This is a genomic window from Roseovarius atlanticus, from assembly GCF_001441615.1.
GTDB classification, from domain to species: domain Bacteria; phylum Pseudomonadota; class Alphaproteobacteria; order Rhodobacterales; family Rhodobacteraceae; genus Roseovarius; species Roseovarius atlanticus.
The window spans coordinates 17,473-39,932 of record NZ_LAXJ01000030.1; the positions used below are offsets into that span (position 1 = coordinate 17,473).

Sequence of the window (22,460 nt, forward strand, 5' to 3'; positions counted from 1 at the left end):
CAGATCGGACCCTTCAGGATAACGACCCGCATCGGCTCAGCGCCAGCGCCGCGCGACCCACTCCGACACCAGCCCGATCACAATGCCGCCGCCGACCAGCAGCACGATCAGCGGGATATGCCACATGGTGAACAGGTAATCGATGCCGATCTCGAAAATCGCGATTATCCCCTCGACCGGTCCGTCGTAACGGTTTTCCAGGGCCTGGCGCAGCATCTCGTTGAAGCTTTGCAGGAAAAGCGCCCAAAACACCAGCGCTCCCACACCGGTCAGGCCCGCGCCAATGGCGTTGCTGTAACCATAGTTCAGCCGCGAACCGGTCACGACCCAGCCCATCAGTAGGCCCAGGCCGACATTCACCTCGTTGAACCAGCCAAAGCCGGTGCCCTCGGGCATCAGCGGGCGAAACATTTCCGAGGCATACCAGGCAAGGATCGCCATCAGGATCGCGGCCACGCCGCGTCCGGTGGTCGGCATACTGTCGGTTACGGGCATTCCTCTGCGGGCCTCGCGATTGTGATCTGTGTCACGTCGCAGTTACCCGCATGAAACGCCGCCGCACAAGAGGTCAGGTAAAAATTCCACATCCGGCGAAAGCGTTCGTCAAAGCCCATTTCGGCGATCTGCTCCCATTTTTCGTTGAACGTGTCATGCCAGCGGCGCAGTGTCTGGCTGTAGCTTTCACCGAACTCGATGGATTGCCGAAAAAGAAGCCCGGCCTTTTCGACCTGAGCGCGAAGGGCGGTAGGGCTGGGCAGCATACCTCCGGGGAAGATGTATTTCTGGATGAAATCCACATCCTTGCGATAAGTCTCGAACCGGTCGTCTCCCACGGTGATGATCTGAAGCGTGGCCTGGGCGCCGGGTTTGAGCCGGTCATGCACCGTGTCGAAGTAGACGGGCCAGTACCGCTCGCCAACGGCCTCGAACATCTCGATGCTGGCGATGCCGTCGTAAAGGCCCGTCTCATCGCGGTAATCCTGAAGCTTGAAGGTCACCAGTTCGGAAAGCCCCGCGTCCTCAATGCGCTCCTGGGCAAATTTGAACTGTTCCTCGCTGATGGTCAGGCAGGTGACGCGCAGCCCGCGCTGGCCGGCCGCGTATTCCGCGAACCCGCCCCATCCACAGCCGATCTCCAGCACGTGATCCCCAGGCTTTGCGCCCATCTGGTCGATCATCGAGGCATATTTCGCCGTCTGCGCCGCTTCAAGGCTTTCCTGTCCGGTCTCGAAGATGGCGCTGGAGTAGGTCATGGTGTCGTCCAGCCACAGCCGGTAGAAATCGTTGCCAAGGTCGTAATGATAGCTGATGTTGCGGCGGGCCTGCTTGCGCGTATTGCGCTGGAACCAAAAGCGCAGCTTTTCGTAAAACTCGACCAGCTTCTGCCCGGGATAGCCGTTATACATGTCGTCATTGTCGCTGTTGACGAGGTCCATGAAGGCCTGAAGGTCCGGTGTGGTCCACCATTCATCCAGATAGGCTTCGCAAAAGCCAAGATAGCCTTCGCGCAGCATCCGCGAGAACAGTTCGTCATTGTGGATGTCGATGCGCGCCACCGGCCCCGGCGCGCCCCCTTCGGCGCGGAATACCCGGCCATCGTCCAGTCCGATGTCCAGCCGTCCATTTTGCAGCGTCCTGGCCACCGCAAACATCCGCGCGAAATAGCGCGGTAGGCCTGTCTGTCCCTCTGTATCGGTCAGGACGGTTTCGGTCGGTCGCGGCTTCTTGGAGCGGCCATCCGGCGCAGTGTCCGGGGCGGTGCCCAAAGGTGTTCTCAGTACTTTCAAAACGGTCTCGCTTCATACGCATCCAGGGCGCGCTGCCGGCCTTCGGAAAGGCCGATCACGCGCTCGGGGTACTCGTCATCGGGTTGCATGGTCCAACTGCGCGGTATGGCCTCGAAATAGCTCAGCGCGGTCTTGGTGGGGCGGCTTTGCGCCTCGGCGATCCAGCGGCGGCGATAGGCACCATCGGGGTCGAACTTGTCCAGTTGCGTTTCGGGGTTGAAGACGCGGAAATACGGTGTGGCATCCGGGCCGCTGCCCGCCGCCCATTGCCAGCCCATCGCGTTCGACGCCACGTCCCAGTCGGTCAGGCAATCGTCGAACCAGGCCTGTCCCACCTTCCAGTGGGTCATCAGGTGCTTTGTCAGGTAGCTGGCAACGATCATCCGGGCGCGATTGTGCATCTTGCCGGTCACGTACATTTCGCGCATGGCCGCATCGACAAAGGGCTCACCGGTGCGGCCCTGTTTCCAGGCCTTGACCTCGGCGCGCCGCTCGTCCTCGTTCCAGGGAAAAGCGTCCCATTCCTCACGCCAGTTGCCGTCCTTGATGCGTGGCGTGTGATAGATCAGGTGATAGGCAAACTCGCGCCAGACCAGTTCTTGCAACCATGTCTCCGCACTCTTGCCGCCGCCATCGTGAAGGGCACGCCGCCCCGCGTGCCAGCATTGCGCCGGGGAAATCTCGCCATAGGTCAGGTTCTCGGACAGGCCCGAGGTGCCGTCCTCGGCAGGGAAGTCACGGGTGTTCTTGTACTCGCCGATGGCATGGCCTGTGAACCAGCCCAGCCGCCCGTGCGCCGCCTCCTCGCCCACCCGCTGGTGCGGCAGGCACACCTCGGCGCCCCGGTCCATCGCCGCGCCCAACTTCCAGTCCTCCAGCGCGTCGCTGTCGGGCCAGCTTTCCGGCGGCGGTACTTTGGACGGGGCCGAAAGTGGCGCGTCGACCTCGCGGTCGCGCACGGCGCGCCACATCGGCGTATAGACCTTGTAGAACCCGCCGGCCTTGGTCTCGACTGTCCACGGCTCGAAGAGCAGGTGGCCGGTATGGCTTTCGGCTTCGATATCGGCATCCTTCAGGGACGCTTTCACCGCCTTGTCGCGTTCGATCGCGTCTGGGTCATAAGCGCGGGACCAGTACACCGCCCCTGCCCCGGTCTTGCGCGCAAGATCGAGCAAGATGTCGGCCGGCTTGCCCGAACGGAACACGATCCGGCTGCCCTTGTCGCGCAACCTTTTGTCAAGGTCGGCCAGCGACAGGCCAAGCCGCCATTTCGGCGCGGCACCAAGATCATCGACCAGTTTGTCACGGATGAACACCGGGATCACCGGCCCACCGCGTTCAACCGCGGCGGTCAGGGCCGGATGGTCCGACAAACGCAAGTCGCGGCGCAGCCACAGGATGGTCGGTGTCGTGTCTGTCATGTGCTCTGCGCCCCCGGTCGTCATGGGGCTATACGGCCTGCAAGTCCCCGTGGATCAAAGACAAGTTTCCAAGGCTTCCAGAAGGCGGTCCACCTCGGGCTTGTTCGTGTAGTGAACGAAGCTAAGCCGCAGCACGCCCTTGTCCAGATCAATACCCATCGCCTGCAAAGGGCGCGCGCCATAGAAATCGCCACCGCCCGCCATGATCCCGTGTTCGGCCAGCCGCGCCGCCATCTCGGCCCCCGGCCCCTGCAGTTCCACGGCCACGGTGGGCGCCTTGTGCGCGGCATCGCGCGGACCGATCAGGCGCAGAGCGTTCTTTTCGGCCAGGTAGTCCAGCAAGGGTTGCAAAAGCGCGGTCTCGTGGGCGCGCATCAGGTCATGTACGCCCTTTGTGCGTCCGGCCGCGTCGCCCGCGATTCCATGATGTTCGGCGAGCGCATCGTAATAGTCCGCCATCCCCGCGCAGGCGGCCACCTGGGCATGGTCCGGCCCCGCAGGCGTGAACCGCTTGTAAAGACTGTCGGCGTTGAACCAATGCGCCTGGTTCGGCAACATATGCCCCAGTTCGCGGCGCAGGACCATGACGCCCTGATGGGGGCCATAGGTCTTGTAAGCCGAGAACAGATAGATATCGGCACCAAGGTCGCCCACGTTGACAAAGCCGTGCGGCGCATAGGACACCCCGTCGACACAGACGAACGCCCCGGCGGCATGGGCGGCGGCGGTGATCTCGACCACCGGATTGACGGCCCCCACGATGTTGGAACAATGCGGAAAACAGACCAGCCTCACAGTGTCGTCCAGAAGGTCTTCCAGATCCTCGAGGCGCAGAAGACCGCTGTCGGGATCGATCCGCCATTCGCGCACGTCGACGCCCGCGTCGGCCAATCGCCTCCAGGGCCCGGAATTGGCCTCGTGATCCTGGTCGGTGACGATGATCGCGTCGCCCGGCGTCGTCCATTGCCGGAACGCCTGCGCCAGCACATAGGTGTTTTGCGTCGTGGACGGACCGAAGCTCAGTTCGTCGGTCTCGACACCCAGCATCGCGGCCAGGCGGGTGCGGGCCTCGTCCATCTCTTCGCCGCCCAGCCGGCTGGCCTCGTAGGGGCCGTAGGGCTGAACCTTGCGCTGCTGATAGAACCGTGTCAGCCGCGCGATCACCGGGGCGCAGGTATAGGACCCGCCGGCATTCTCAAAAAACGCCTGCCCGTCCAGGGTTGGCTCCGCGAAAGCCGGGAACTGGCCCCGCACAAAATCGACATCCAACGCCGCACTCATCCTGATCTCCCTTTCGTTTGGCGACACAAAACAGCAAAGCCCCCCGGGGTGCAAGAACCCGGGGGGCTTCGTTTTTTCAGGTCCGATCGTCCGGCGTCAGCCGCGCGGTTCTGAATGCAGGCCCTTCCAGATCGCAAAGCACATGATCAGCAGAACGCAGGTAAACAGCAGCCCCGTCGAGATCACCATGGATTGCAGCGAGGCCAACCCGCCGCCGATCAGAAGCGCGATGGCAACGGCGCCTTCGAAGATGCACCAGAACACGCGCTGCGGCACGGGTGCGTCGACCTTGCCCCCGGCGGTGATCGTGTCGATCACCAGGCTGCCGGAGTCCGAGGACGTCACGAAGAACACGATCACCAGAACAATCCCGATGAAGGACGTGACCGCGGCGATCGGCAGCGGATCAAGCATCTTGAACAGTTGCAGCTCCAGCGCGGCGTCCTGCGCGGCAGTGTAGCCGTCATTGACCACCTGATGGATCGCCGTGCCACCGAAGATAGACATCCAGAACACGCAGACCAGCGTCGGGATGATCAGCACGCAGGTGATGAACTCGCGCACGGTGCGGCCCCGGCTGACGCGGGCGATGAACATGCCCACAAACGGTGACCAGCTGATCCACCACGCCCAGTAGAACGAGGTCCAGCCCTGGCTGTAGTTCACATCCTCTCGCCCGAAGGGCATCGACAGCGGGATCAGGTTCTGCGCGTAGGAAACAAGGCTGTCCCAGAAGAAGCTCAGCAGGAACATGGTCGGTCCGGTGATCAGCACGAAAAGCGCCAGAATCCCGGCAAGACCCATGTTGATTTCCGACAGCACCTTCACACCGCCATCCAGGCCGCGCACGACCGAGATCAGGGCAACCGCCGTGATGCCGGTGATCAGGATCACCTCGGTGGTTGTTCCCTTGGGAATGCCGAACAACTCGTTCAGGCCGCCATTGGCCTGCGTCGCGCCAAAGCCCAGCGAGGTGGCCAGACCGAAGAGCGTTGCGAACACCGCGATCACGTCGATGATATGCCCCGGCCAGCCCCAGACGCGGTCACCCAGGATCGGATAGAACGCGCTGCGGATGGTCAACGGAAGCCCCTTGTTGAAGCTGAAGAGCGCCAGCGCCAAAGCGACGGTGGCGTAGACCGCCCACGGGTGCAGCGCCCAGTGATAGATCGTGGCCGCCATACCCAGCCGGATCGCGGCTTCCTGATCGCCGGCGGCAGCGCCCAGCGGCGCCCAGTCGGTGCGCACGCCGTTTTCCGACGCGGTGCCGCCCATCGAGCTTGAGAAGTGGCTCATCGGTTCGGACACGCCATAGAACATCAGACCGATGCCCATGCCGGCCGCGAAAAGCATCGCGAACCAGCCGGCATAGCTGTAATCCGGCACCGCTTCGGCGCCGCCCAGCCGCACCTTGCCGACGGGCAGGACGATCAGCAGCAGGGCGAAGATCACGACCAAGTTGCCCGCGCTCAGAAAGAACCAGTCGAACGTCTTGGTGGTAAAGTCGAACATCGACGAGAAGACCGTCGAGGCCTGCTCCGGCAATGCAAGCGTGTAGAACACGAATGCCATGATCGCCAGACCCGAAATCAGAAAGACCGGATTGTGAATATCCAGGCCGAACGGCCCGATCTTGGTTTCGATATTGTCCTGACCGATCTGGTAATCGGTCTGAATGATATGCGCCCGGCCATCCGGCTCGGGGATACCCTGGTTGGCTGTTTCATCGGCCATACATGGCCTCCTCTTTTTTGATTCTTCTTGCGATTACGAAAGGACCCGAGCCTTGTCTCAGGTTCTGACCACCATGACAGAGCATTTGGCGTGCTCTGCGATTTTGCCGCCATTCGACGGCCAAACGTAGTCCATGACGTTGGGCAGATGGCTTGCCATCACGACCAGGTCGACATTGTTGTCTGCTGTCGCCTTCAGCAGAACGTCATCGACGTCCGAACTCGGATCGTGGCTGAGAAGCGCCTTGCCCAAGGCGGTGAAACCGTGCGCTTGGCTCTGTTCGTTGGCGAAGGCATCGAGCTTTTCACCGTATTCCTCCGGCGAATGGGCGACGGAACTGGGCGTCGATGTGGTGACGCCGACAAAGACGACCTCGGCGCCGTAGTGTTTGGCCAGGTCGGCGGTACATTGAAGCGCCTTTTCGAGGCGGTCCTTATGTGCCAGATCGACCGGGGCCATGATCTTTTTGAACATGTCTCTCCCTCCTGTAGCGCACCGTGTCTCAAGGGCTCTTGCTGGCCGCGTGCGCCTCTGTCCCAGGGACCCATGGCGCGTCCACGGATTTCCCTATCGCGTGAAGCCTAACGCGTTTCCTGAGGAAACTTCAATGAAATGCGGCTGATTTCCGGGCGCGAGCGACATCTTTGGGGTGTATTTCCGCCCCGAGACGCCGGCTCTCACCGCGTCGGCGTGCCGGCAGAGTGCCCGCTCCTGAGGCATCGAAACGTGCAAGAATGCCGATATTAGTGGCAATCGCCCCCGATCCTTCCCTTTGCAATTTCCAACGCCATCCCTATATTAGGGGTGTCCTTCGGGACTATGGACATAAACGCGCTCGTAATAAGCGGATCGGACCCGGGGGCGGTACCCGGCGGCTCCACCAATCACCCGTCGTTGGAGGGATATGGGGCCGAAACAGGATCGACGAACGTCTAAAGGGGTAAGCTTTGTCCCGGTGAGTTACCACCGTTATCGGTACGCTAAGCATAATTGCCAACGACAATAATGCTCCGGTAGCAATGGCCGCGTAAGCGGTCGGAGTAACCGACTCTTAAGCCCTGGCCTCTAGCAAGGTCAGGCGGGGTTCGCAGGCACCTGGCAACAGAAGCCTGCACTTTCATAATACAATCTCAGGGTAGAATATCAGGCGACGAGGGCTTGATCAACTCGGGTCAAGTGCACAGCTTTGTCATAGTCGTCAATCGAACTTTCCATGCGCCGTTTGCACGAGTTCATGAAGCTCTCCGCGCTGCCTGCTGAGCAATGCGATATCGTCCTCATCTCGTGCCGCCGCGATGGCTTCGTCGTAAAGCGACAGGATCCGCTCTTCACCCTTGATCACCGAGTTCAGCACATCCGCGTCAATATCATCAAAAACCGCACGGGTCTTGATGACGAAACGTTGCACGGTGGAAAAGAAACTGCCGTCCTCATCCGGCACGCAGCCATGTTTGCGCAACCGCGCGGAAAGATCGGCCTCGTGGGCCGCGTGGGCTGCGCAGAAGCTTTTCATGAGCGGATGAATATCCGGCTCGGCCCGGTCAAGAATTTCATCGTATCCAGCCAAGGTGTCCTTGATGCGAACCTGAAGTTTGGCAAGTGCATCGCGGTATTCGGCAGAAGTGACAAGCGTCATGAAATAAACTCCTTTAATCTTAGTTAACGCACCGCTTGCGCGTTCAGTTCCGAAGTGCACCCGCATCCGCAAACCGGTTTTGCCGGACCTTATGCTGTTTTCGATCTGCTGCCATCTCAGGGTCGCAACGTTCATGAACCACTGCAGGCCGGGATGACGATCTACGATGTGCTGTACCGATGGGCCCGGGACGGGTATGACGAAGGCCATGACTGGCCAGTGACGCGGGATGCGCGATGATAGTGTCGTTTAGCAAGATGTTCCGCGTGTTCGGGCGGATCGGGATACTGTCCTTCGGCGGTCCGGCGGCGCAGATTTCCCTGATGCAGACAGAGCTGGTGGACAGGCACAAGTGGCTGACCGAAAGCCAGTTCCTTCAGGCATTGTCGTTTTGTATGCTCCTGCCCGGCCCCGAGGCGATGCAACTGGCCACCTACGCTGGCTGGAAGCTGCGCGGCGTTCCGGGGGGGCTTCTGGCGGGGTTGCTTTTCGTATTGCCCGGTGCGGCCGTGATCTTCGCGCTGGCGTTCGGGTATGCCTATTTCGGCCAGATGCCGCTGGTGCAGACCGTTTTTGCCGGCATCAAGGCGGCCGTGGTCGTGATCGTCTTTCAAGCGCTCTACAAACTGTCGCGCCGCGCGCTTCGCGGCGGGCTGGCCCTGACGCTTGCGCTTGGCGCGTTCGTGGCGATCTTCTTTTTCTCGGTGCCCTTCCCGGCGATCATCGCGGTCGCGGCGGTCATCGGGTTGACCGTGGCGCGCCCCCTGCCCGCAGATGACCCGCCCGCGCCGGTCGTCACCCGGGGCGGCACACTGCGCACGATCGCCGTCTGGGGCGCGATCTGGGCCGCGCCGCTCGTGATGCTCTGGGCGTGGGACGCGACCCTGCTGTTGCAGATCGGGCTCTTCTTTTCCAAGCTCGCCGTGGTCACCTTTGGCGGGGCCTATGCCGTCCTGGCCTACATGACGCAGGAGATCGTCAACGCCTACGGCTGGCTCAGCACCGATCAGATGATCGACGCGCTGGGACTTGCGGAAACCACGCCCGGCCCATTGATCCTGGTCACACAGTTCGCGGGGTTCATGGCGGGCTTCCTGCAAGGGGGGCCGGGCCTTGCCATCGCCGCCGCAGTCGTCACGCTTTGGGTTACCTTCGTGCCCTGTTTCCTGTGGATCTTTGCTGCGGCGCCTTATGTCGAGGCTCTTCTCTCGCGCCCGCGTCTCAGGGGCGCGTTCGACGCGATTTCGGCCAGTGTCGCCGGCGTGATCCTCAACCTGGCCGTCTGGTTTACCTTGCACGTTCTATTCGCCGATATCGGCAAAGGCAGTTTCGGCCCTGCCCTGCGCATTGACAGTTTTTCGGTGCTGAATGCGGGCCTCGTTCTACTGGCCGCCCTGCTTTACCTCGGGCTCAAGGTTCCGATGGTCGCTGGACTTGTCCTCATGGGCTTGTTCGCCTGGGGCGTTGATATGCTGATCTGACACGAGCGGCCTCTTTTGTTTTGTTTCGAATCCCTTATTGTAAAGCCCGACAGGTTCGAGGACGAAGATGCCGCATTCGATCGACTACGGAAAACTGATGCACCGCGCCATGCGGGGGCTGATCCAGCAAGTGCTGTGCGACGTGCGCGACAAAGGCCTGCCGGGCGCGCATCACTTCTTCATCACGTTCGAGACGACCCACCCCGACGCCGACCTGGCCGACTGGCTGCGGGAACGCTACCCGAACGAGATGACAGTCGTGATGCAGCACTGGTTCGACAACCTTGAGGTGACCGACGAGGGCTTTACCGTCACGCTGAATTTCGGCGACAGCCCCGAGACGCTTTATATCCCCTATGACGCGATCCAGACTTTCGTCGATCCTTCGGTCGAATTCGGCCTGCGCTTCGAATCGCAAGACGAGGCGGAGGACGAGGATGCAGATGACCCCAACGAGGATACCGCTCTGGACGAGCAAGGGATCGAGGTCGAAGAGGACGGGGCGGCCAAGCCGCGCGATGCCGAGGTGGTAAGCCTCGACAGTTTCCGCAAGTAACGCCAACCGCCCGCTGCGCGCGGTATTCCATCGTGCACAATATTGATCTTTCCGCCCTGTCAGCTATGAAGCCCAAAAGTCGTTTCAGGAGAGTCCGCCATGACCGCCACCCGCACAGAATCCGACAGTTTCGGCCCGCTTGAGGTTCCGACGGACAAGTACTGGGGTGCCCAGACGCAGCGGTCCTTGATGAACTTTCCCATCGGCTGGGAAAAACAGCCGGTGGCGATTGTCCGGGCCCTCGGCGTGATCAAGAAGGCCTGCGCCATGGCCAACAAGGAGGCCGGCGTGCTGGACGCCAGGCTGGCCGACGCCATCATCGAGGCGGCGGGCGAAGTGGTCGAGGGCAAGCTTGACGATCATTTCCCGCTGGTGGTCTGGCAGACCGGGTCGGGTACCCAGTCGAACATGAACGCCAACGAGGTGATCGCCAACCGCGCCATCGAGATCCTGGGCGGCGAGATCGGCAGCAAGGATCCGGTACACCCTAACGACCATTGCAACATGGGGCAGTCCTCGAACGACACGTTCCCCACTGCGATGCATATTGCGACGGCCATGTCGGTGCGCGACGTGTTGTTGCCGGGGCTGACCAAGCTGGCCGAAGGGCTTGAGAAGAAGTCGAATGAATTCAAGGATATCATCAAGATCGGCCGCACGCATACGCAGGATGCCACGCCGCTGACACTGGGCCAGGAATTCTCGGGCTACGCCCACCAGACCCGCATGGGTATCGCGCGGATCGAGACCGGGCTGCCGGGCATTTACGAGCTTGCCCAAGGGGGCACCGCCGTCGGCACGGGCCTCAACACCCGCAAGGGTTGGGGCGAGGCGGTGGCCGCGAACATGGCCGAGATCACCGGCCTGCCCTTTGTGACTGCGCCCAACAAGTTCGAGGCGCTGGCGGCCCATGACGCGATGGTTTTCCTGTCGGGCGCAATCGCGACGGTGGCGGGAAGCTGTTACAAGATTGCCAATGATATCAGGTTCTTGGGCTCGGGGCCTCGGTCTGGCCTGGGCGAGCTGATCCTGCCGGAGAACGAGCCCGGCTCCTCCATCATGCCGGGCAAGGTGAACCCCACCCAGGCCGAGGCGTTGACGCAGGTCGCGGCGCATGTGATGGGCAACGACGCGGCGATCAAGTTCGCGGGCAGCCAGGGTCATTTCGAGCTCAATGTCTACAACCCGATGATGTCCTATAACCTGTTGCAATCCATACAACTTTTGGGCGACGCGGCGGACAGTTTCACCGAGCGGATGCTGCTGGGAATCGAGGCCAACGAGGCCCGGATCGAGAAGCTGATGAAGGAAAGCCTGATGCTGGTTACGGCGCTGGCGCCGACCATCGGATATGACAACGCCACCAAGGTCGCCAAGACGGCGCACAAGAACGGTACCACGTTGAAAGAAGAGGCAATTTCGCTGGGCTTCGTGGACGAGAAGACCTTTGACGAGGTGGTGCGTCCCGAAGACATGATCGGCCCCAAGGACACATGAGCGATATCGTCAATCTCAACCGCTTCCGAAAGGCGCAGAATCGCGTGAAGAAACGCGCGCAAGCCGATGAAAACGCGGTGAAATTCGGACGATCCAAATCCGAGCGAGAGCTGGACGAGGCGCGGGCCGAGAAGGCGCGCGAGGTGCTGCGGCAGCATCGCCTCGACGAGGAATGAGCCGGCCGGTCAAACGGTCGCTGACCCTGCGCGGGCACCGCACCAGCGTGTCACTCGAAGACGAATTCTGGAAGGCTTTCAGGGAGATAGCCGCGAAAGAGGATGTGCCGGTCAATGTGCTGGCGGCCCGGATCGACGAGGCGCGGGGTGTGGAGATGGGCCTGGCCTCGGCCATCCGGCTTTACGTTCTGCGGCATTACCGGACCCAAGGTTAACGTCAGCAGTGACACGAAAACCGCGTCGGTACCGCGTCGGTATTTCCGTCGGTATCGCGACGGTGCCATGGATCGCGGGCCCGAGTAAACAAACCGCACAGGCTTTACCCCGTCTTAATCCTGATCACGTCACTTTGGGATCATGTCAGAGCTTCGTCTTCTGTTGCCCGCCGACTTTTGGATGCGCAAGATCTTCGACGCGAAAGCGGCGCAGGAGGGCGGCGTTGTTCGACGCAGCGTGCGGGATATCGAGCGGATCGTGGGACGTGACCGGTTCCGGCGCGAACTGGAACGGCGGGGCTATCACGCGGTCGAGAATGCGGGACAGGTTGTCATCTTCTGCAATAACGAGCGTGTGTCGGTTTGGTGCTGACGCCAAAAGCTTTCTCAAAGCTTTTGGCAAATCTTTTCTGAAAAGATTTGCCCTGCCTAGTCGCGTGGCGTGACCTTTAGCCAGACGCCATCCTTGCCGCGCACGGTCAGGTGCGCCACCGGCATGGCGGGGCGTTCGGGCACCGGATCGAAGCGGTAGGCGGCGACCAGCATGGACAACAGGAGCGGGCCTTCGATCATGGCGAATCCGGCGCCGGTGCAGACGCGCTGGCCGGCGGAAAACGGCATGTAGGCGCTGCGCAGGCAGGCGCGTCCGTTCTCGGTGGCAAAGCGCGCCGGGTCAAAGTCATCCGGCCGGTCCCAGAGGCGTTCGTGCCGGTGCTGATGCCAGGGGCTGAGGACGATCTGGCTGCCTTTTCGGACCGCGCGGTCGCGGAATCGCTCTGGACAGGCGGCCTCGCGCACCATCATCGGCACGGGTGGATAGAGGCGCAGCGTCTCGCGGAAGACATCGCGCGACAGCCGCAGCTTGCCCATGTCGGCGAAGGCCATGCTGCCATCGGTCAGAATCTCTTGCGCCTCGGAGGCCACGCGCTCCTGCCAGTCGGGGTGTATGGCCAAGAGGTAGAGCGCCCAAGCGAGGGCCGAGGCGGAGGTTTCATGCCCGGCGAGGAAGAAGATCGCGACTTGGTCAACCATTTCGGGCGTATCGAAGCGGTCGCCGGTTTCGGGGTCCGTGGTGGTCATGATCTTGGTGGCCAGATCGTCGGGCGCGGTGCCGGCGGCTATCTCGTCCATCCGGCGGCTTGTCAGCCGGGTGATGAGGTCGCGGATGGTGCGGGCCGTCGCCTTGGTCTTGGCCCGGTGAAAGCGCGGGAACCAGCGGGGCAGCGGCAGAAAGGCGGCGAGGTTCAGCATGGGCTGGGTTCGTTGGTGCTCGCGGAACTCGTTGAAGACGCGGGTGGCGATTTCGTCCTCGATGGGAATCGAGAAGAGCGTGCGGAAGATCACGTCGGCGGCGACGTGACTGGTTTCGGCCTCGATCTCGACGGGTTGGCCGGTGGCGTGCCGGGCCAGACGGGTGAGGGCGCCCTGCCCCGCGGCGAGCATGGCGGGAAACGTGTCGCGCAGGCGCCCGCCCTCGAAGGCCGGGTCGATGATGCGGCGTTGGCGCTTCCAGGTCTCGCCATTGGTGACGAAGACGGAATTGCCAAGAAGCGGTGTGAGGCCTTCGCGCACGCGGTCGGATTTGGGGAAATCGTCGGGGCGTTCTTTCAGCACCAAGTCGACAAGCGCAGGTTCATTGCAGAGGTAGGAGCGGAAGAAGGGGGTGCGGAATTCGGCCATCCAGGCGCGGTAGAGCCGTGCGGGCTGGGCCGAGAGGATGTCGGCCCGGAAGAGGCGCATGTAGCGCCAGAGCGAAACGCGGCCCTCGCGGGCCGGGGGCTTGGGCGGCTGCGTCATGCCGCCATGCTCGTGAAGCCCGAGGTGGCGCGGGTGATGCGGCTGGGGGATGGCTGGCGGTTGGCGTAGCGGTCGCCCAAGGTGCGCGGCCCGGCGGTGATCTGGAAATAGTCGTAATCGCCGGGGCGGTCGAAGGCGCAGAGATACTGGAAATGCAAGCGGAAGAAGCGCCAGCGCAAGGCCTTCCACCGCTCGGGGCTGAGAGTCTGGGTGAAGGCGGCCGACAGGATCAGCGGCCAGCGCTGGTTTTCGGGCGCGACGCCGGAGACGCCCACGGGATCGCACAGCGCAAAGGCGCAGCCGTCGCCGGGCGCGGTGACGTCGACCCAAGTGAGTTCATCGCGGGTCGAGAGCTCTTGCAGATCGGCGCGGAGGCGGTGGGCGTTCTTGAGGAACGAGACCATCGGGACGACCTGCCCCAGCGTGAGGAATGACAGTGTCGGGCCGTTTTCAGGGACGCGGCCCGCGCGGATCAGGTCCGCGAGGATGGAGACGCCGAGATGCGCGCCGGAGGAATGGCCGACCACCAGCACCTCGTCCACATCCGTGGTGAGTGCCGCCGCGATTTCGTCGGTGAACTGGGCCATCCGCGCCTCCAGCTCGGGCGGGTTGGCGCCGTTCGACTGGGCGGAATAGGCGTAGTCGTGCATGAGGTAGTAGGCGAAGAGCTTGTTATCCTTGGCCTTGAACCAGTGGAGCACGGGCGGGACCACGGCAAGCCCGGCCCACGCCGCGTAAGGATGCAGAAGCGCCAGCAGGCGGCCAATGGCATAGGCCAGCGCGAGGGCAGTGAGCAGTTGCACCAGCAGGAACCCCACCGGGTAGAGCGCGGCAATAACCGGCCCCTTGCGCAGGCGCATGAGCCGGAAGAGCGCGCCGGAGGCGATATAGGTCCAGGCGGTGCGGATCATCTGCAAGTAGGTGCCCACGATGCCGCGCTCCATACTGTCGCGGACGATGTCGGACCAGACCAGCACGTCGAAATCGGTGTGGATGTCGTGTCCGTCGATCTGCGCGTCCACTTGCCAGCCGTAGCGGCCTTGGGATTTGCGTGCGGACAGGTCCAGCGCATAGCCCGACAGGCCCGCCTGTTCCGCGCCCTCCTTGCGGTAGAGCTCTCGGTAGCGGCGGGGATGGATGGGATCGTATCCCGGGATATAGAACACCCGGCGGCGGGTGACGGGGGCGTTGGTGGGGCTGCTCATGCCAGACCTGTCTTGGCCTCTTCTTGGCGGGAGCGTAGCCCATTATTGGGGCGAGAGTAAGGCTTTAGCCGACCAGCGCGAGCGCCGGGAACATCTCGAGCAGCCAGTAGGAGAAGGCGGCGAAGCCCCCGGTCAGCATCAGGAGGCCGATGGTCCAGAGCAGCAGGCCCATGATGCGCTCGATCTGGTCCATGTGGCGTTTCATCCACGCCATCAGCCCGGTGAGGCGCGGCAGGAAGGCGGCGACCAGCAGGAACGGGATCCCGAGGCCCGCGGCATAGACCGCCAGCAAGAGCGTGCCGCGCGTGACCGAGGCCTCGGAAGCGGCGAGCGAGAGGATCGCGCCCAGCTGCGGCCCGATGCAGGGGGTCCAGCCGAAGGCGAAGGCGAGGCCCAGGATATAGGCGCCGAAGGTGGTGCCGCCGCGGTCGCCCACGTCGAGTCGCGCCTCGCGGTCCATGATGCCGATGCGGAAGATGCCCAGGAAATGCAGGCCGAAGATCATCACGATGATACCGGCGGCGGTGTTGAAATAATCCTGGTATTGCAGCAGTTCGCGGCCCACGGTCGAGGCGGCGAAGCCAAGGAGCAGGAACACCGTGGATAGGCCGAGCACGAAGAAGAGCGCGGGCAGGATCGCCTTGTTGCGGGTGCGCCTCTCGGACTGAAGGTCGGTGACGGTGACGCCGCTCATGTAGGCCAGGTAGGGCGGCACGATGGGCAGCACGCAGGGGCTGAGAAACGAGAAGACGCCGGCCACCAGCGCGATGGCCATGGCGGGGATCAGGGTGGCGTCTATGATGTCGATTCCGTACATGCTTTCCGTCTAGTGCAAAACGCCGGGGGCGTCACGCGGCGCGGGGTCACAGCGCGGTCACATCTCGGTGGACAGGCTGTAACGCTTGGATTACCCCGGGCGCCATGAGCGAACCTGAGATCATCGACGCCGTGGGGCTCTTGTGCCCCCTGCCCGTTCTGAAGCTGCGCAAGCGGATGAAGCCGCTGGCGCCGGGCGACGTGATCGTGCTGCGCGCCGACGACCCGGCGGCGGTGATCGACGTGCCGCATTTCTGCGCCGAGGCGGGGCATGAACTGGTCGAGACGGTCGAGGACGGGGCGGTGACGCTCTACCGGGTGCGCAAAGGGTAGATCGCAGTCGGACCACAGTGGCGGCTTGGCCGGAACAGCAAGACGCAACGTCAGGATTCGTCCTGTCGAAGCGGCCTTTCGAATCCGCTAGTCATCGTCTTAACCCTAACGGCATGTCAGCCTCTTCGACGCTCGCATCGATCGACCTGCCCGGACGCCATCCGGTGCTTTGCCGGCGTTTGCGGCTCAAGGGTGATGCGGCCGGTCGGGCGAGCCTTATTGCCGATGCAGACAAGGGTCCTCCGGGGCGGTTTTTCGCTCCGGAGGGTGTCTTACCAGTCCTCGATCGGATCACCGTTGCGGTCGTGGCATTCGTAATTGTCGTCCGGTGCGGTCACCATACCGCCACCAGCATCGTTGCAGCGCGCCACCCAGACATCCAGCTGTGCGTCGGTGTCGTGGTCCAGCCCGTGCGTGCCGGGACGGCCGTTTCCTTGCAGACTGCCAACTCCGGTATGGCCGGATGTGTGAGACTTGAACTGCTGCATGCCTGCCTGTTCGGTTGGCTTGCGCGGCGCAACCGTGTCCGCCACGGCGACAGTGGTTGAAGCCACAACCGCAATCGCAGACACGCCCAGAGCGATATTCGACAAAAATTCACGGCGTTTCATGATCGGTTCCCTTTTCAATATGGTGTCAGTACGCCAGTGTGTCGTTTTGGCAGGCTCATTGGTTCAAAAGATTTCATGCGCCGGCGCCTTGCCTTTCTTCACCATGACCCCCTTGAAAGAGGCTGATCCCCGCGCGTGCGCCAGACTTGCGGCGCGGGCCACCACTACGCGTGCCGTTCGGATGCTTGGGGGCGCGTCAGCCCAGGTCCTCGACCAGGCGGAAGCGTTCCCAGATGATCGGCATGTCGGGGGAAAACCCGCAGTTGCGCTCGAAATAGGCGCGGTGGCCAGCGCGCCAGCCGTCGAGGTCGTCATCTTCGCCCTCGGCCAGGGCCATGGCCTCGGTCACCTCGTCAAAGCGGCATTGGATCAATTCGACCGTCTCGATCACCAGCGCCGGTGTGCCGTCCCAGTTGAGCGCGATGTCGCGGCGGTCGATCCGGGGCGGCGCCTCGCCGGCCTCGAACTCGGCCAGCGCGGCGCAGGTCGCCACCTTCTTGCCGGCGCGCACGAGCGCCAGAAGGGTCGCGCACAGCGCGGCGGTGTCGCCGAACCTGAAGGTTTCGGCGCCGGGGTAGCGGCGTCTGAGGGTGTCGAGGTCGGCAGACATTCGTGGGCTCGTGATGCGCGGTCGGTGGTGCACCGATCTTGCCCGCCGCCCGGTCCGAGGTAAAGCCACGCCGGGTGGCGAAAGGGCCGAAACGGGCTAGGTTTGTCTGCGTGTCGAGACCAACCGAAAGGAGTGGCAGAGATGGCGAAATCCACGAAGAAGAAAGAGCCCGCCGACGCCGCGGACCCTGCGGCCACCGCCGCCCGCGCCGGGATGGCGGCCTTCAGCCCCGTGGCCGCGACCGCGTGGATGGAGATCATGCAGGAAGGTATGCGCTTCATGAACACGCGGCTTCAGCAGGACATGGAGGTGCAGCGCGCCATGCTGGCCTGCACAACCCCACAGGAACTGATGCACGTGCAGACCGAGTTCTATCGCAAGGCCATGTCGGATTACACCGAGGAAACGCAGCGGATGATGCGGCTGATGGGCCTTGCGGTGGAGGCGACGGCGGACGAGGCCAAGCCGAAACCGGGCCGCGACCTGGATGACGTGCCGGTGTAAGCCGGAGACTGCCGAGACTTTTCCCGATTATCCGTTGAAATGACGAGCCGCCTTCGCTAGCCTCTCCCCTACGCAGGGGGGTCCCGCCTAGGGGACTGAGAGGCTGACGTGGGCATATGCCCGGTGATGCGACCCTTTGAACCTGACCCAGTTGACACTGGCGTAGGAAGCTAGGATCGCAGGCCCGGGCCATCCGGCAATGTAATCCGAAAGCGGGGCGCATCGCCCCCTCGTTTCCCTCAAGCCACACATCTTCTGGTGTCTTTTTGAGTCTATCGCTTGAGGAGCGCCAAAATGAACGTACCCAATCCCAAGATCACCACGGGCGAGTTGCCCGCGTCGCGCAAGATCTACGTGAACGGCACGCAATACCCCGATATCCGCGTGCCGATGCGCGAGATTTCCGTGCATCCCACGGCCGGCGAGGACCCCCTGCCCGTCTATGACAGTTCGGGGCCCTATACGGACCCGAATGTTCTGACGGATATCCAGCAGGGGCTGCCCAAGCTGCGGCGCGACTGGATCATCGCGCGCGGCGATGTCGAGGCATACGAGGGCCGCGTGGTGAAGCCCGAGGACAACGGCTTTGTCGAGGGCGACCGGCTGACGCCGGAATTTCCCAACATCGCGCCGCCGATGCGGGCCAAGGACGGCAAGGCGGTGACGCAGCTGGCCTATGCGCGGGCAGGCATCGTGACGCCGGAGATGGAGTTCATCGCGATCCGCGAGAACCAGATGCGCGAGGCCGTGGCCGAGGCGCGGGACGGCAATGACTGGGGCGCCAGCATTCCCGATTACGTGACGCCGGAATTCGTGCGTGACGAGGTGGCGGCGGGACGGGCGATCATCCCCGCCAATATCAACCACCCGGAAAGCGAGCCGATGATCATCGGGCGCAATTTCCTGGTGAAGATCAACGCCAACATGGGGACCTCAGCCGTGACCTCGTCGATGGAAGAGGAAGTGGACAAGCTGGTCTGGGCGATCCGTTGGGGCGCGGACACGGTGATGGACCTGTCCACCGGGCGCAACATCCACAACACGCGCGAATGGATCATCCGCAATTCCCCGGTGCCGATTGGCACGGTGCCGATCTACCAGGCGCTGGAAAAGGTGAACGGGATTGCCGAAGACCTGACCTGGGAGGTCTTTCGCGACACGCTGATCGAACAGGCGGAACAGGGGGTGGATTACTTTACCATCCATGCCGGCGTGCGCCTGCACATGGTGCCGATGACGGTGGACCGGGTGACGGGCATCGTGTCGCGCGGCGGGTCGATCATGGCCAAGTGGTGCCTGCACCATCACCGCGAAAGCTTCCTCTATGAGCATTTCGAGGAGATCTGCGACATCTGCCGGGCCTATGACGTGTCGTTCAGCCTTGGCGACGGGCTGCGGCCCGGCTCGATTGCCGATGCCAATGACGAAGCGCAGTTCGCCGAGCTGGAAACCTTGGGGGAACTCACGAAAATCGCCTGGGCCAAGGACTGCCAGGTGATGATCGAGGGGCCGGGCCATGTCGCCATGCACAAGATCAAGGAGAACATGGACAAGCAGCTGGAGTGCTGTCACGAGGCGCCGTTCTATACCCTTGGGCCGCTCACCACGGATATCGCGCCGGGATACGACCATATCACCAGCGGGATCGGGGCGGCGATGATCGGGTGGTTCGGCTGCGCGATGCTGTGTTACGTGACGCCGAAGGAGCATCTGGGCCTGCCCGACCGGGACGACGTGAAGACCGGCGTCATCACCTACAAGATCGCGGCCCATGCCGCCGATTTGGCCAAGGGCCTGCCGGGGGCGCAGCGGCGCGACGATGCGCTGTCACGCGCGCGGTTCGAGTTTCGCTGGGAAGACCAGTTCAACCTGTCGCTCGACCCGGAAACGGCGCGCGAGTTCCACGACCAGACCCTGCCCAAGGAGGCGCACAAGGTGGCGCATTTCTGTTCGATGTGCGGGCCGAAATTCTGCTCGATGCGGATCAGCCACGACATCCGCGCCGAGGCGCAGAAGGAAGGGATGGAGAAGATGGCCGCCAAGTTCCGCGAAGGTGGGGATCTGTACGTGCCGGTGGATGAGGCGGAGGAGTGAGTGCCGGGCTGACCCGGCCGTCATCCCGGACCTGATCCGGGATCTCTGACCGGGGAGGTCCCGGGTCAGGCCCGGGACGTGTGGTTCCTGAGCAGCCACAGCGCACAAAAAAACGCCGGGGTCCAGCCCCGGCGTTTTTCTTTTTTCAGAGCGGTCTAGCTGCCGAAAGACCACCAGCCCTTGCGCTTGGGCTTGTCTTCGGCGGGCTCCTGGGTGGCAGTCTCGGAGCTGTCGGCGGCCTCTGCGGCGACCGGCTCGGGCTTTTTGCGGGTCGAGGTCGTGCGCGTGCGCGGCTTCTTGGCAGGCTTCGCCTCGGCCTCGGGCTCCGGTGCGGGCGCCGCTTCGGGCGCGGCTTCGACAGCCTCGGGGGCCGGCTCTGCCGCAGGTTCCGATGCCGTCTCGGGCGCAGGCTCTTCCTTTTTCTTGCTGCGCGAGGTGCGCGGCTTGGGCTTCGGCTTTTCGGCCGGTGCGTCCTCTGACGCGGCCTCGGTCGGGGCGTCGTCGTTGGCGGCCACGTCCTGGGGCGCGTCGTCGGTCTTTTTCTTGCGGGACCGGCTGACGCGCTTGGGCTTTTCGTCTTTCGGCGCCTCGTCGGAGGCGTCTTCGGACTTGGCCGCGACAGGCTCGGCCTCGGACGGTGTGTCATCCGTCTGCGGCGCATCCTGGCGCTCGGACTGGTCGTTGCCCGACGCGCCGTTGTCGTCGCGGTTGTCGCCGTTCTGCCCGTTCTCGCCGTTGCCCGACTTGGAGCGCGAGCGCGACCGGCGGCGGCGCCGGCGCTTTTTCTTGGGCTGGCCGTCACCGCTGTCGCCGCCGTCATTGTTCTGGTTCTCGGGCGCCGGCGGCGCCTCGGCGGGATCGACCGCGTCGGCCTCCTCGGCGTCGTCGATATCATCCATCAGCGAGCTGTCGACCGAGACCACGGCGGCGGAGGTCTGTTTGACGTTGCGCGTGGCCGTCTTGAACTTTTCAAGCGAGAAGTCGGGGCTGACGAGCGCCGGGTCGCCCTCGATCCGCACCGACAGGCCGTAGCGGCCCTCGATTTGCGCGACGTGTTCGCGTTTCTGGTTGATCAGGAAGTTGGCGATACCCACGGGGCATTTCACCAGCACCTCGCGCGAGCGGCCGCGGGTGCCTTCCTCTTCGATCTGGCGCAGGATGCTGAGCGCCATGCTGTCGTCCGAGCGGATCAGGCCGGTGCCGTGGCAGGCCGGGCATGGCTGGGTCGTGGCCTCGAGCATCCCGGGGCGCAGGCGCTGGCGCGACATTTCCATCAGGCCGAAGCCCGAGATGCGGCCCACCTGGATGCGGGCGCGGTCGGTCTTGAGCCGGTCCTTCATGCGCTTTTCCACGGCGGCGTTGTTCTTGCGCTCGTCCATGTCGATGAAGTCGATCACGATCAGGCCGGCAAGGTCGCGCAGGCGCAGCTGGCGGGCGACCTCGTCGGCGGCCTCGAGGTTGGTCTTGAGCGCGGTGTCCTCGATCGAGCCTTCCTTGGTGGCGCGGCCGGAGTTGACGTCGATGGCGACCAGCGCCTCGGTCACGCCGATGACGATGTAGCCCCCCGACTTGAGCTGAACCGTGGGGTTGAACATGCCCGCGAGGTACGATTCTACCTGGTAGCGCGCGAAGAGCGGCAGGGTGTCGCCGTACTGCTTCACGTTCTTGGCGTGGGACGGCATGATCATCTTCATGAAGTCCTTGGCGATGCGGTAGCCGCGCTCGCCCTCGACATGGACCTCGTCGATATCGCGATTGTAGAGGTCGCGGATCGAGCGTTTGATCAGGTCGCCCTCTTCGTAGATCTTGGCGGGCGCGATGGACTTCAGCGTCAGCTCGCGGATCTGCTCCCACAGGCGTTGCAGGTACTCGTAGTCGCGCTTGATCTCGGACTTGGTGCGCTTGGCCCCGGCGGTGCGCACGATCAGGCCCGCGCCCTTGGGCACGTCGATCTCGTTGGCGATCTCTTTCAGCTTCTTGCGGTCGGCGGCGTTGGTGATCTTACGAGAGATGCCGCCGCCCCGGGCGGTGTTGGGCATCAACACACAGTAGCGGCCCGCGAGGCTGAGATAGGTGGTGAGGGCCGCGCCCTTGTTACCGCGCTCTTCCTTGACGACCTGCACCAGCAGGATCTGGCGGACCTTGATGACCTCCTGGATCTTGTAGCGGCGCGGGCGCGGTTTGCGCGGCGGGCGGATATCCTCATGGTCGTCGTCATCAGCGACGGATTCAATCGACTCGTCCTTGGAGGACGCATCGGAACGCGAGTCCCTGCGTCCGTTGTCGCCGTGATCGTGGTCGTGACCGGCGTGGTCGTCCTCGGTACCTTCGTCCGCGTCTGCCGTGGCGGCGTCGGTCGTGTCGTCGGTGTCGTCGTCCTGGGGTTCCTCGACCGGGGTCTCGGCCACGGTTTCCATCGGCGACAGGCCTTCGCCATCATTCGCCGCCTCGTCGTCGAGGTCGATGGTTTCCATTCCGTCGATATCCGACTTGGCGACGGAGTCGCCATTGTCGGCCTCGGCCGCCTTGGACGAGCGCCGCCGGCGGCTGCGCTTGGGCTTGGGTTTCTCGTCCTCCTCGTCGCGCGCCTTCATCGCCTCGGCATAGGCGCGTTCCTCTTCCAGGAGCGCCTCGCGGTCGGCCACGGGGATCTGGTAATAGTCGGGGTGGATCTCGGTGAAGGCGAGGAAACCGTGGCGGTTGCCG

General features: G+C 63.4%; 22 protein-coding genes and 1 other RNA gene. 10 read left to right on the forward strand and 13 right to left on the reverse strand.

Features of this window, described 5'->3' with window-relative positions; all coding sequences use genetic code 11:
* Positions 1–36 precede the first annotated feature (36 nt).
* From XM53_RS20775 to XM53_RS20800, 6 genes are all read right to left on the reverse strand, one after another.
* On the reverse strand, positions 37–495 hold the full coding sequence (locus XM53_RS20775; RefSeq protein ID WP_201455459.1) for a TrgA family protein: 459 nt from the start codon (positions 493–495) through the stop codon (positions 37–39).
* Complete coding sequence (locus XM53_RS20780; protein WP_057796743.1) at positions 486–1,652, reverse strand: SAM-dependent methyltransferase; 1,167 nt, start codon at positions 1,650–1,652, stop codon at positions 486–488. The genes XM53_RS20775 and XM53_RS20780 overlap by 10 nt, the downstream gene beginning before the upstream one ends.
* Before the next feature lie 131 nt (positions 1,653–1,783).
* Positions 1,784–3,208 (reverse strand): cryptochrome/photolyase family protein, encoded by a 1,425-nt coding sequence (locus XM53_RS20785; protein ID WP_057796744.1) that lies wholly within the window; start codon positions 3,206–3,208, stop codon positions 1,784–1,786.
* Positions 3,209–3,262: 54 nt separating this feature from the next.
* Positions 3,263–4,489 carry an aminotransferase class V-fold PLP-dependent enzyme gene (locus XM53_RS20790; protein ID WP_057796725.1) on the reverse strand — a complete coding sequence of 409 codons (1,227 nt, stop codon included), beginning with the start codon at positions 4,487–4,489 and terminating at the stop codon, positions 3,263–3,265.
* A 96-nt stretch (positions 4,490–4,585) separates the two neighbouring features.
* Positions 4,586–6,223, reverse strand: a complete 1,638-nt coding sequence (locus XM53_RS20795) for a BCCT family transporter (RefSeq protein ID WP_057796726.1) — start codon at positions 6,221–6,223, stop codon at positions 4,586–4,588.
* Between the two features lie 57 nt (positions 6,224–6,280).
* On the reverse strand, positions 6,281–6,697 hold the full coding sequence (locus XM53_RS20800; protein ID WP_057796727.1) for a universal stress protein: 417 nt from the start codon (positions 6,695–6,697) through the stop codon (positions 6,281–6,283).
* A gap of 293 nt (positions 6,698–6,990) precedes the next feature.
* On the opposite strand from XM53_RS20800, the gene ssrA reads away from it, so the two are divergent.
* Positions 6,991–7,339: a transfer-messenger RNA gene (gene ssrA, locus XM53_RS22815) on the forward strand.
* Positions 7,340–7,421: 82 nt separating this feature from the next.
* Here the strand turns inward: ssrA and XM53_RS20805 are convergent.
* Positions 7,422–7,994 (reverse strand): DUF2383 domain-containing protein, encoded by a 573-nt coding sequence (locus tag XM53_RS20805; protein WP_236544590.1) that lies wholly within the window; start codon positions 7,992–7,994, stop codon positions 7,422–7,424.
* A gap of 101 nt (positions 7,995–8,095) precedes the next feature.
* Between XM53_RS20805 and chrA the strand changes: the two genes are divergently transcribed.
* The 6 genes from chrA to XM53_RS20835 all read left to right on the forward strand — a co-directional run bounded on the left by chrA (position 8,096) and on the right by XM53_RS20835 (position 12,157).
* Positions 8,096–9,340 (forward strand): chromate efflux transporter, encoded by a 1,245-nt coding sequence (chrA, locus tag XM53_RS20810; RefSeq protein ID WP_057796729.1) that lies wholly within the window; start codon positions 8,096–8,098, stop codon positions 9,338–9,340.
* 67 nt (positions 9,341–9,407) lie between these two features.
* Positions 9,408–9,896, forward strand: coding sequence for an SspB family protein (locus XM53_RS20815; RefSeq protein ID WP_057796730.1), 489 nt, complete (start codon positions 9,408–9,410; stop codon positions 9,894–9,896).
* Positions 9,897–9,995: 99 nt separating this feature from the next.
* Positions 9,996–11,393, forward strand: a complete 1,398-nt coding sequence (gene fumC, locus XM53_RS20820; RefSeq protein ID WP_057796731.1) for a class II fumarate hydratase — start codon at positions 9,996–9,998, stop codon at positions 11,391–11,393.
* Positions 11,390–11,569 (forward strand): DUF4169 family protein, encoded by a 180-nt coding sequence (locus tag XM53_RS20825; protein WP_057796732.1) that lies wholly within the window; start codon positions 11,390–11,392, stop codon positions 11,567–11,569. Before fumC ends, XM53_RS20825 begins: the two co-directional genes overlap by 4 nt.
* Positions 11,566–11,784, forward strand: a complete 219-nt coding sequence (locus XM53_RS20830; protein WP_057796733.1) for a ribbon-helix-helix domain-containing protein — start codon at positions 11,566–11,568, stop codon at positions 11,782–11,784. The genes XM53_RS20825 and XM53_RS20830 overlap by 4 nt, the downstream gene beginning before the upstream one ends.
* Positions 11,785–11,926: 142 nt before the next feature.
* The gene (locus XM53_RS20835) at positions 11,927–12,157 is read left to right on the forward strand and encodes a hypothetical protein (RefSeq protein WP_057796734.1); all 231 of its coding nucleotides are present in this window, start codon (positions 11,927–11,929) and stop codon (positions 12,155–12,157) included.
* A gap of 56 nt (positions 12,158–12,213) precedes the next feature.
* Here the strand turns inward: XM53_RS20835 and XM53_RS20840 are convergent, their stop codons facing one another.
* The 3 genes from XM53_RS20840 to XM53_RS20850 all read right to left on the reverse strand — a co-directional run bounded on the left by XM53_RS20840 (position 12,214) and on the right by XM53_RS20850 (position 15,603).
* A complete protein-coding gene (locus tag XM53_RS20840) occupies positions 12,214–13,581 on the reverse strand; it encodes a cytochrome P450 (protein WP_057796735.1) in 1,368 nt (455 codons plus the stop codon).
* A complete protein-coding gene (locus XM53_RS20845) occupies positions 13,578–14,786 on the reverse strand; it encodes a hypothetical protein (protein ID WP_057796736.1) in 1,209 nt (402 codons plus the stop codon). Before XM53_RS20845 ends, XM53_RS20840 begins: the two co-directional genes overlap by 4 nt.
* 64 nt (positions 14,787–14,850) lie before the next feature.
* The gene (locus tag XM53_RS20850; protein WP_057796737.1) at positions 14,851–15,603 is read right to left on the reverse strand and encodes a cytochrome c biogenesis CcdA family protein; all 753 of its coding nucleotides are present in this window, start codon (positions 15,601–15,603) and stop codon (positions 14,851–14,853) included.
* 104 nt (positions 15,604–15,707) lie between these two features.
* Between XM53_RS20850 and XM53_RS20855 the strand changes: the two genes are divergently transcribed.
* Positions 15,708–15,935, forward strand: coding sequence for a sulfurtransferase TusA family protein (locus XM53_RS20855; protein ID WP_057796738.1), 228 nt, complete (start codon positions 15,708–15,710; stop codon positions 15,933–15,935).
* A 272-nt stretch (positions 15,936–16,207) separates the two neighbouring features.
* On the opposite strand, the gene XM53_RS20860 is transcribed toward XM53_RS20855, so the two are convergent.
* Together XM53_RS20860 and XM53_RS20865 are read right to left on the reverse strand one after the other, a co-directional pair.
* Positions 16,208–16,546, reverse strand: a complete 339-nt coding sequence (locus XM53_RS20860) for a hypothetical protein (protein ID WP_057796739.1) — start codon at positions 16,544–16,546, stop codon at positions 16,208–16,210.
* 196 nt (positions 16,547–16,742) lie between these two features.
* Entirely contained in the window at positions 16,743–17,156 is a 414-nt protein-coding gene (locus XM53_RS20865) for an ASCH domain-containing protein (protein ID WP_057796740.1), read from the reverse strand.
* Positions 17,157–17,297: 141 nt separating this feature from the next.
* Here XM53_RS20865 and XM53_RS20870 point away from each other — a divergent pair, with 141 nt between their 5' ends.
* Both XM53_RS20870 and thiC read left to right on the forward strand, forming a co-directional pair.
* Positions 17,298–17,660, forward strand: coding sequence for a phasin family protein (locus XM53_RS20870; protein WP_057796741.1), 363 nt, complete (start codon positions 17,298–17,300; stop codon positions 17,658–17,660).
* Positions 17,661–17,954: 294 nt separating this feature from the next.
* Positions 17,955–19,754: a phosphomethylpyrimidine synthase ThiC gene (thiC, locus tag XM53_RS20875; RefSeq protein WP_057796742.1), complete on the forward strand. Its 1,800-nt coding sequence runs from the start codon at positions 17,955–17,957 to the stop codon at positions 19,752–19,754.
* 155 nt (positions 19,755–19,909) lie between these two features.
* Here the strand turns inward: thiC and XM53_RS20880 are convergent.
* On the reverse strand, positions 19,910–22,460 hold a 2,551-nt coding region (locus XM53_RS20880; protein ID WP_082631163.1), incomplete at its 5' end, for an Rne/Rng family ribonuclease.

Bases quoted from the DNA above. Each gene is read 5' to 3' on its own strand.
- XM53_RS20840 (WP_057796735.1), bottom strand. From the start codon at position 13,581: ATGACGCAGCCGCCCAAGCCCCCGGCCCGCGAGGGCCGCGTTTCGCTC.
- XM53_RS20775 (WP_201455459.1), bottom strand. From the start codon at position 495: ATGCCCGTAACCGACAGTATGCCGACCACCGGACGCGGCGTGGCCGCG.
- thiC (WP_057796742.1), top strand. From the start codon at position 17,955: ATGAACGTACCCAATCCCAAGATCACCACGGGCGAGTTGCCCGCGTCG.
- XM53_RS20855 (WP_057796738.1), top strand. From the start codon at position 15,708: ATGAGCGAACCTGAGATCATCGACGCCGTGGGGCTCTTGTGCCCCCTG.
- fumC (WP_057796731.1), top strand. From the start codon at position 9,996: ATGACCGCCACCCGCACAGAATCCGACAGTTTCGGCCCGCTTGAGGTT.
- XM53_RS20805 (WP_236544590.1), bottom strand. From the start codon at position 7,994: ATGAACGTTGCGACCCTGAGATGGCAGCAGATCGAAAACAGCATAAGG.
- XM53_RS20835 (WP_057796734.1), top strand. From the start codon at position 11,927: ATGTCAGAGCTTCGTCTTCTGTTGCCCGCCGACTTTTGGATGCGCAAG.
- chrA (WP_057796729.1), top strand. From the start codon at position 8,096: ATGATAGTGTCGTTTAGCAAGATGTTCCGCGTGTTCGGGCGGATCGGG.
- XM53_RS20790 (WP_057796725.1), bottom strand. From the start codon at position 4,489: ATGAGTGCGGCGTTGGATGTCGATTTTGTGCGGGGCCAGTTCCCGGCT.
- XM53_RS20845 (WP_057796736.1), bottom strand. From the start codon at position 14,786: ATGAGCAGCCCCACCAACGCCCCCGTCACCCGCCGCCGGGTGTTCTAT.
- XM53_RS20830 (WP_057796733.1), top strand. From the start codon at position 11,566: ATGAGCCGGCCGGTCAAACGGTCGCTGACCCTGCGCGGGCACCGCACC.
- XM53_RS20780 (WP_057796743.1), bottom strand. From the start codon at position 1,652: ATGTTTGCGGTGGCCAGGACGCTGCAAAATGGACGGCTGGACATCGGA.
- XM53_RS20800 (WP_057796727.1), bottom strand. From the start codon at position 6,697: ATGTTCAAAAAGATCATGGCCCCGGTCGATCTGGCACATAAGGACCGC.
- XM53_RS20850 (WP_057796737.1), bottom strand. From the start codon at position 15,603: ATGTACGGAATCGACATCATAGACGCCACCCTGATCCCCGCCATGGCC.
- XM53_RS20860 (WP_057796739.1), bottom strand. From the start codon at position 16,546: ATGAAACGCCGTGAATTTTTGTCGAATATCGCTCTGGGCGTGTCTGCG.
- XM53_RS20785 (WP_057796744.1), bottom strand. From the start codon at position 3,208: ATGACAGACACGACACCGACCATCCTGTGGCTGCGCCGCGACTTGCGT.
- XM53_RS20865 (WP_057796740.1), bottom strand. From the start codon at position 17,156: ATGTCTGCCGACCTCGACACCCTCAGACGCCGCTACCCCGGCGCCGAA.
- XM53_RS20795 (WP_057796726.1), bottom strand. From the start codon at position 6,223: ATGGCCGATGAAACAGCCAACCAGGGTATCCCCGAGCCGGATGGCCGG.
- XM53_RS20825 (WP_057796732.1), top strand. From the start codon at position 11,390: ATGAGCGATATCGTCAATCTCAACCGCTTCCGAAAGGCGCAGAATCGC.
- XM53_RS20815 (WP_057796730.1), top strand. From the start codon at position 9,408: ATGCCGCATTCGATCGACTACGGAAAACTGATGCACCGCGCCATGCGG.
- XM53_RS20870 (WP_057796741.1), top strand. From the start codon at position 17,298: ATGGCGAAATCCACGAAGAAGAAAGAGCCCGCCGACGCCGCGGACCCT.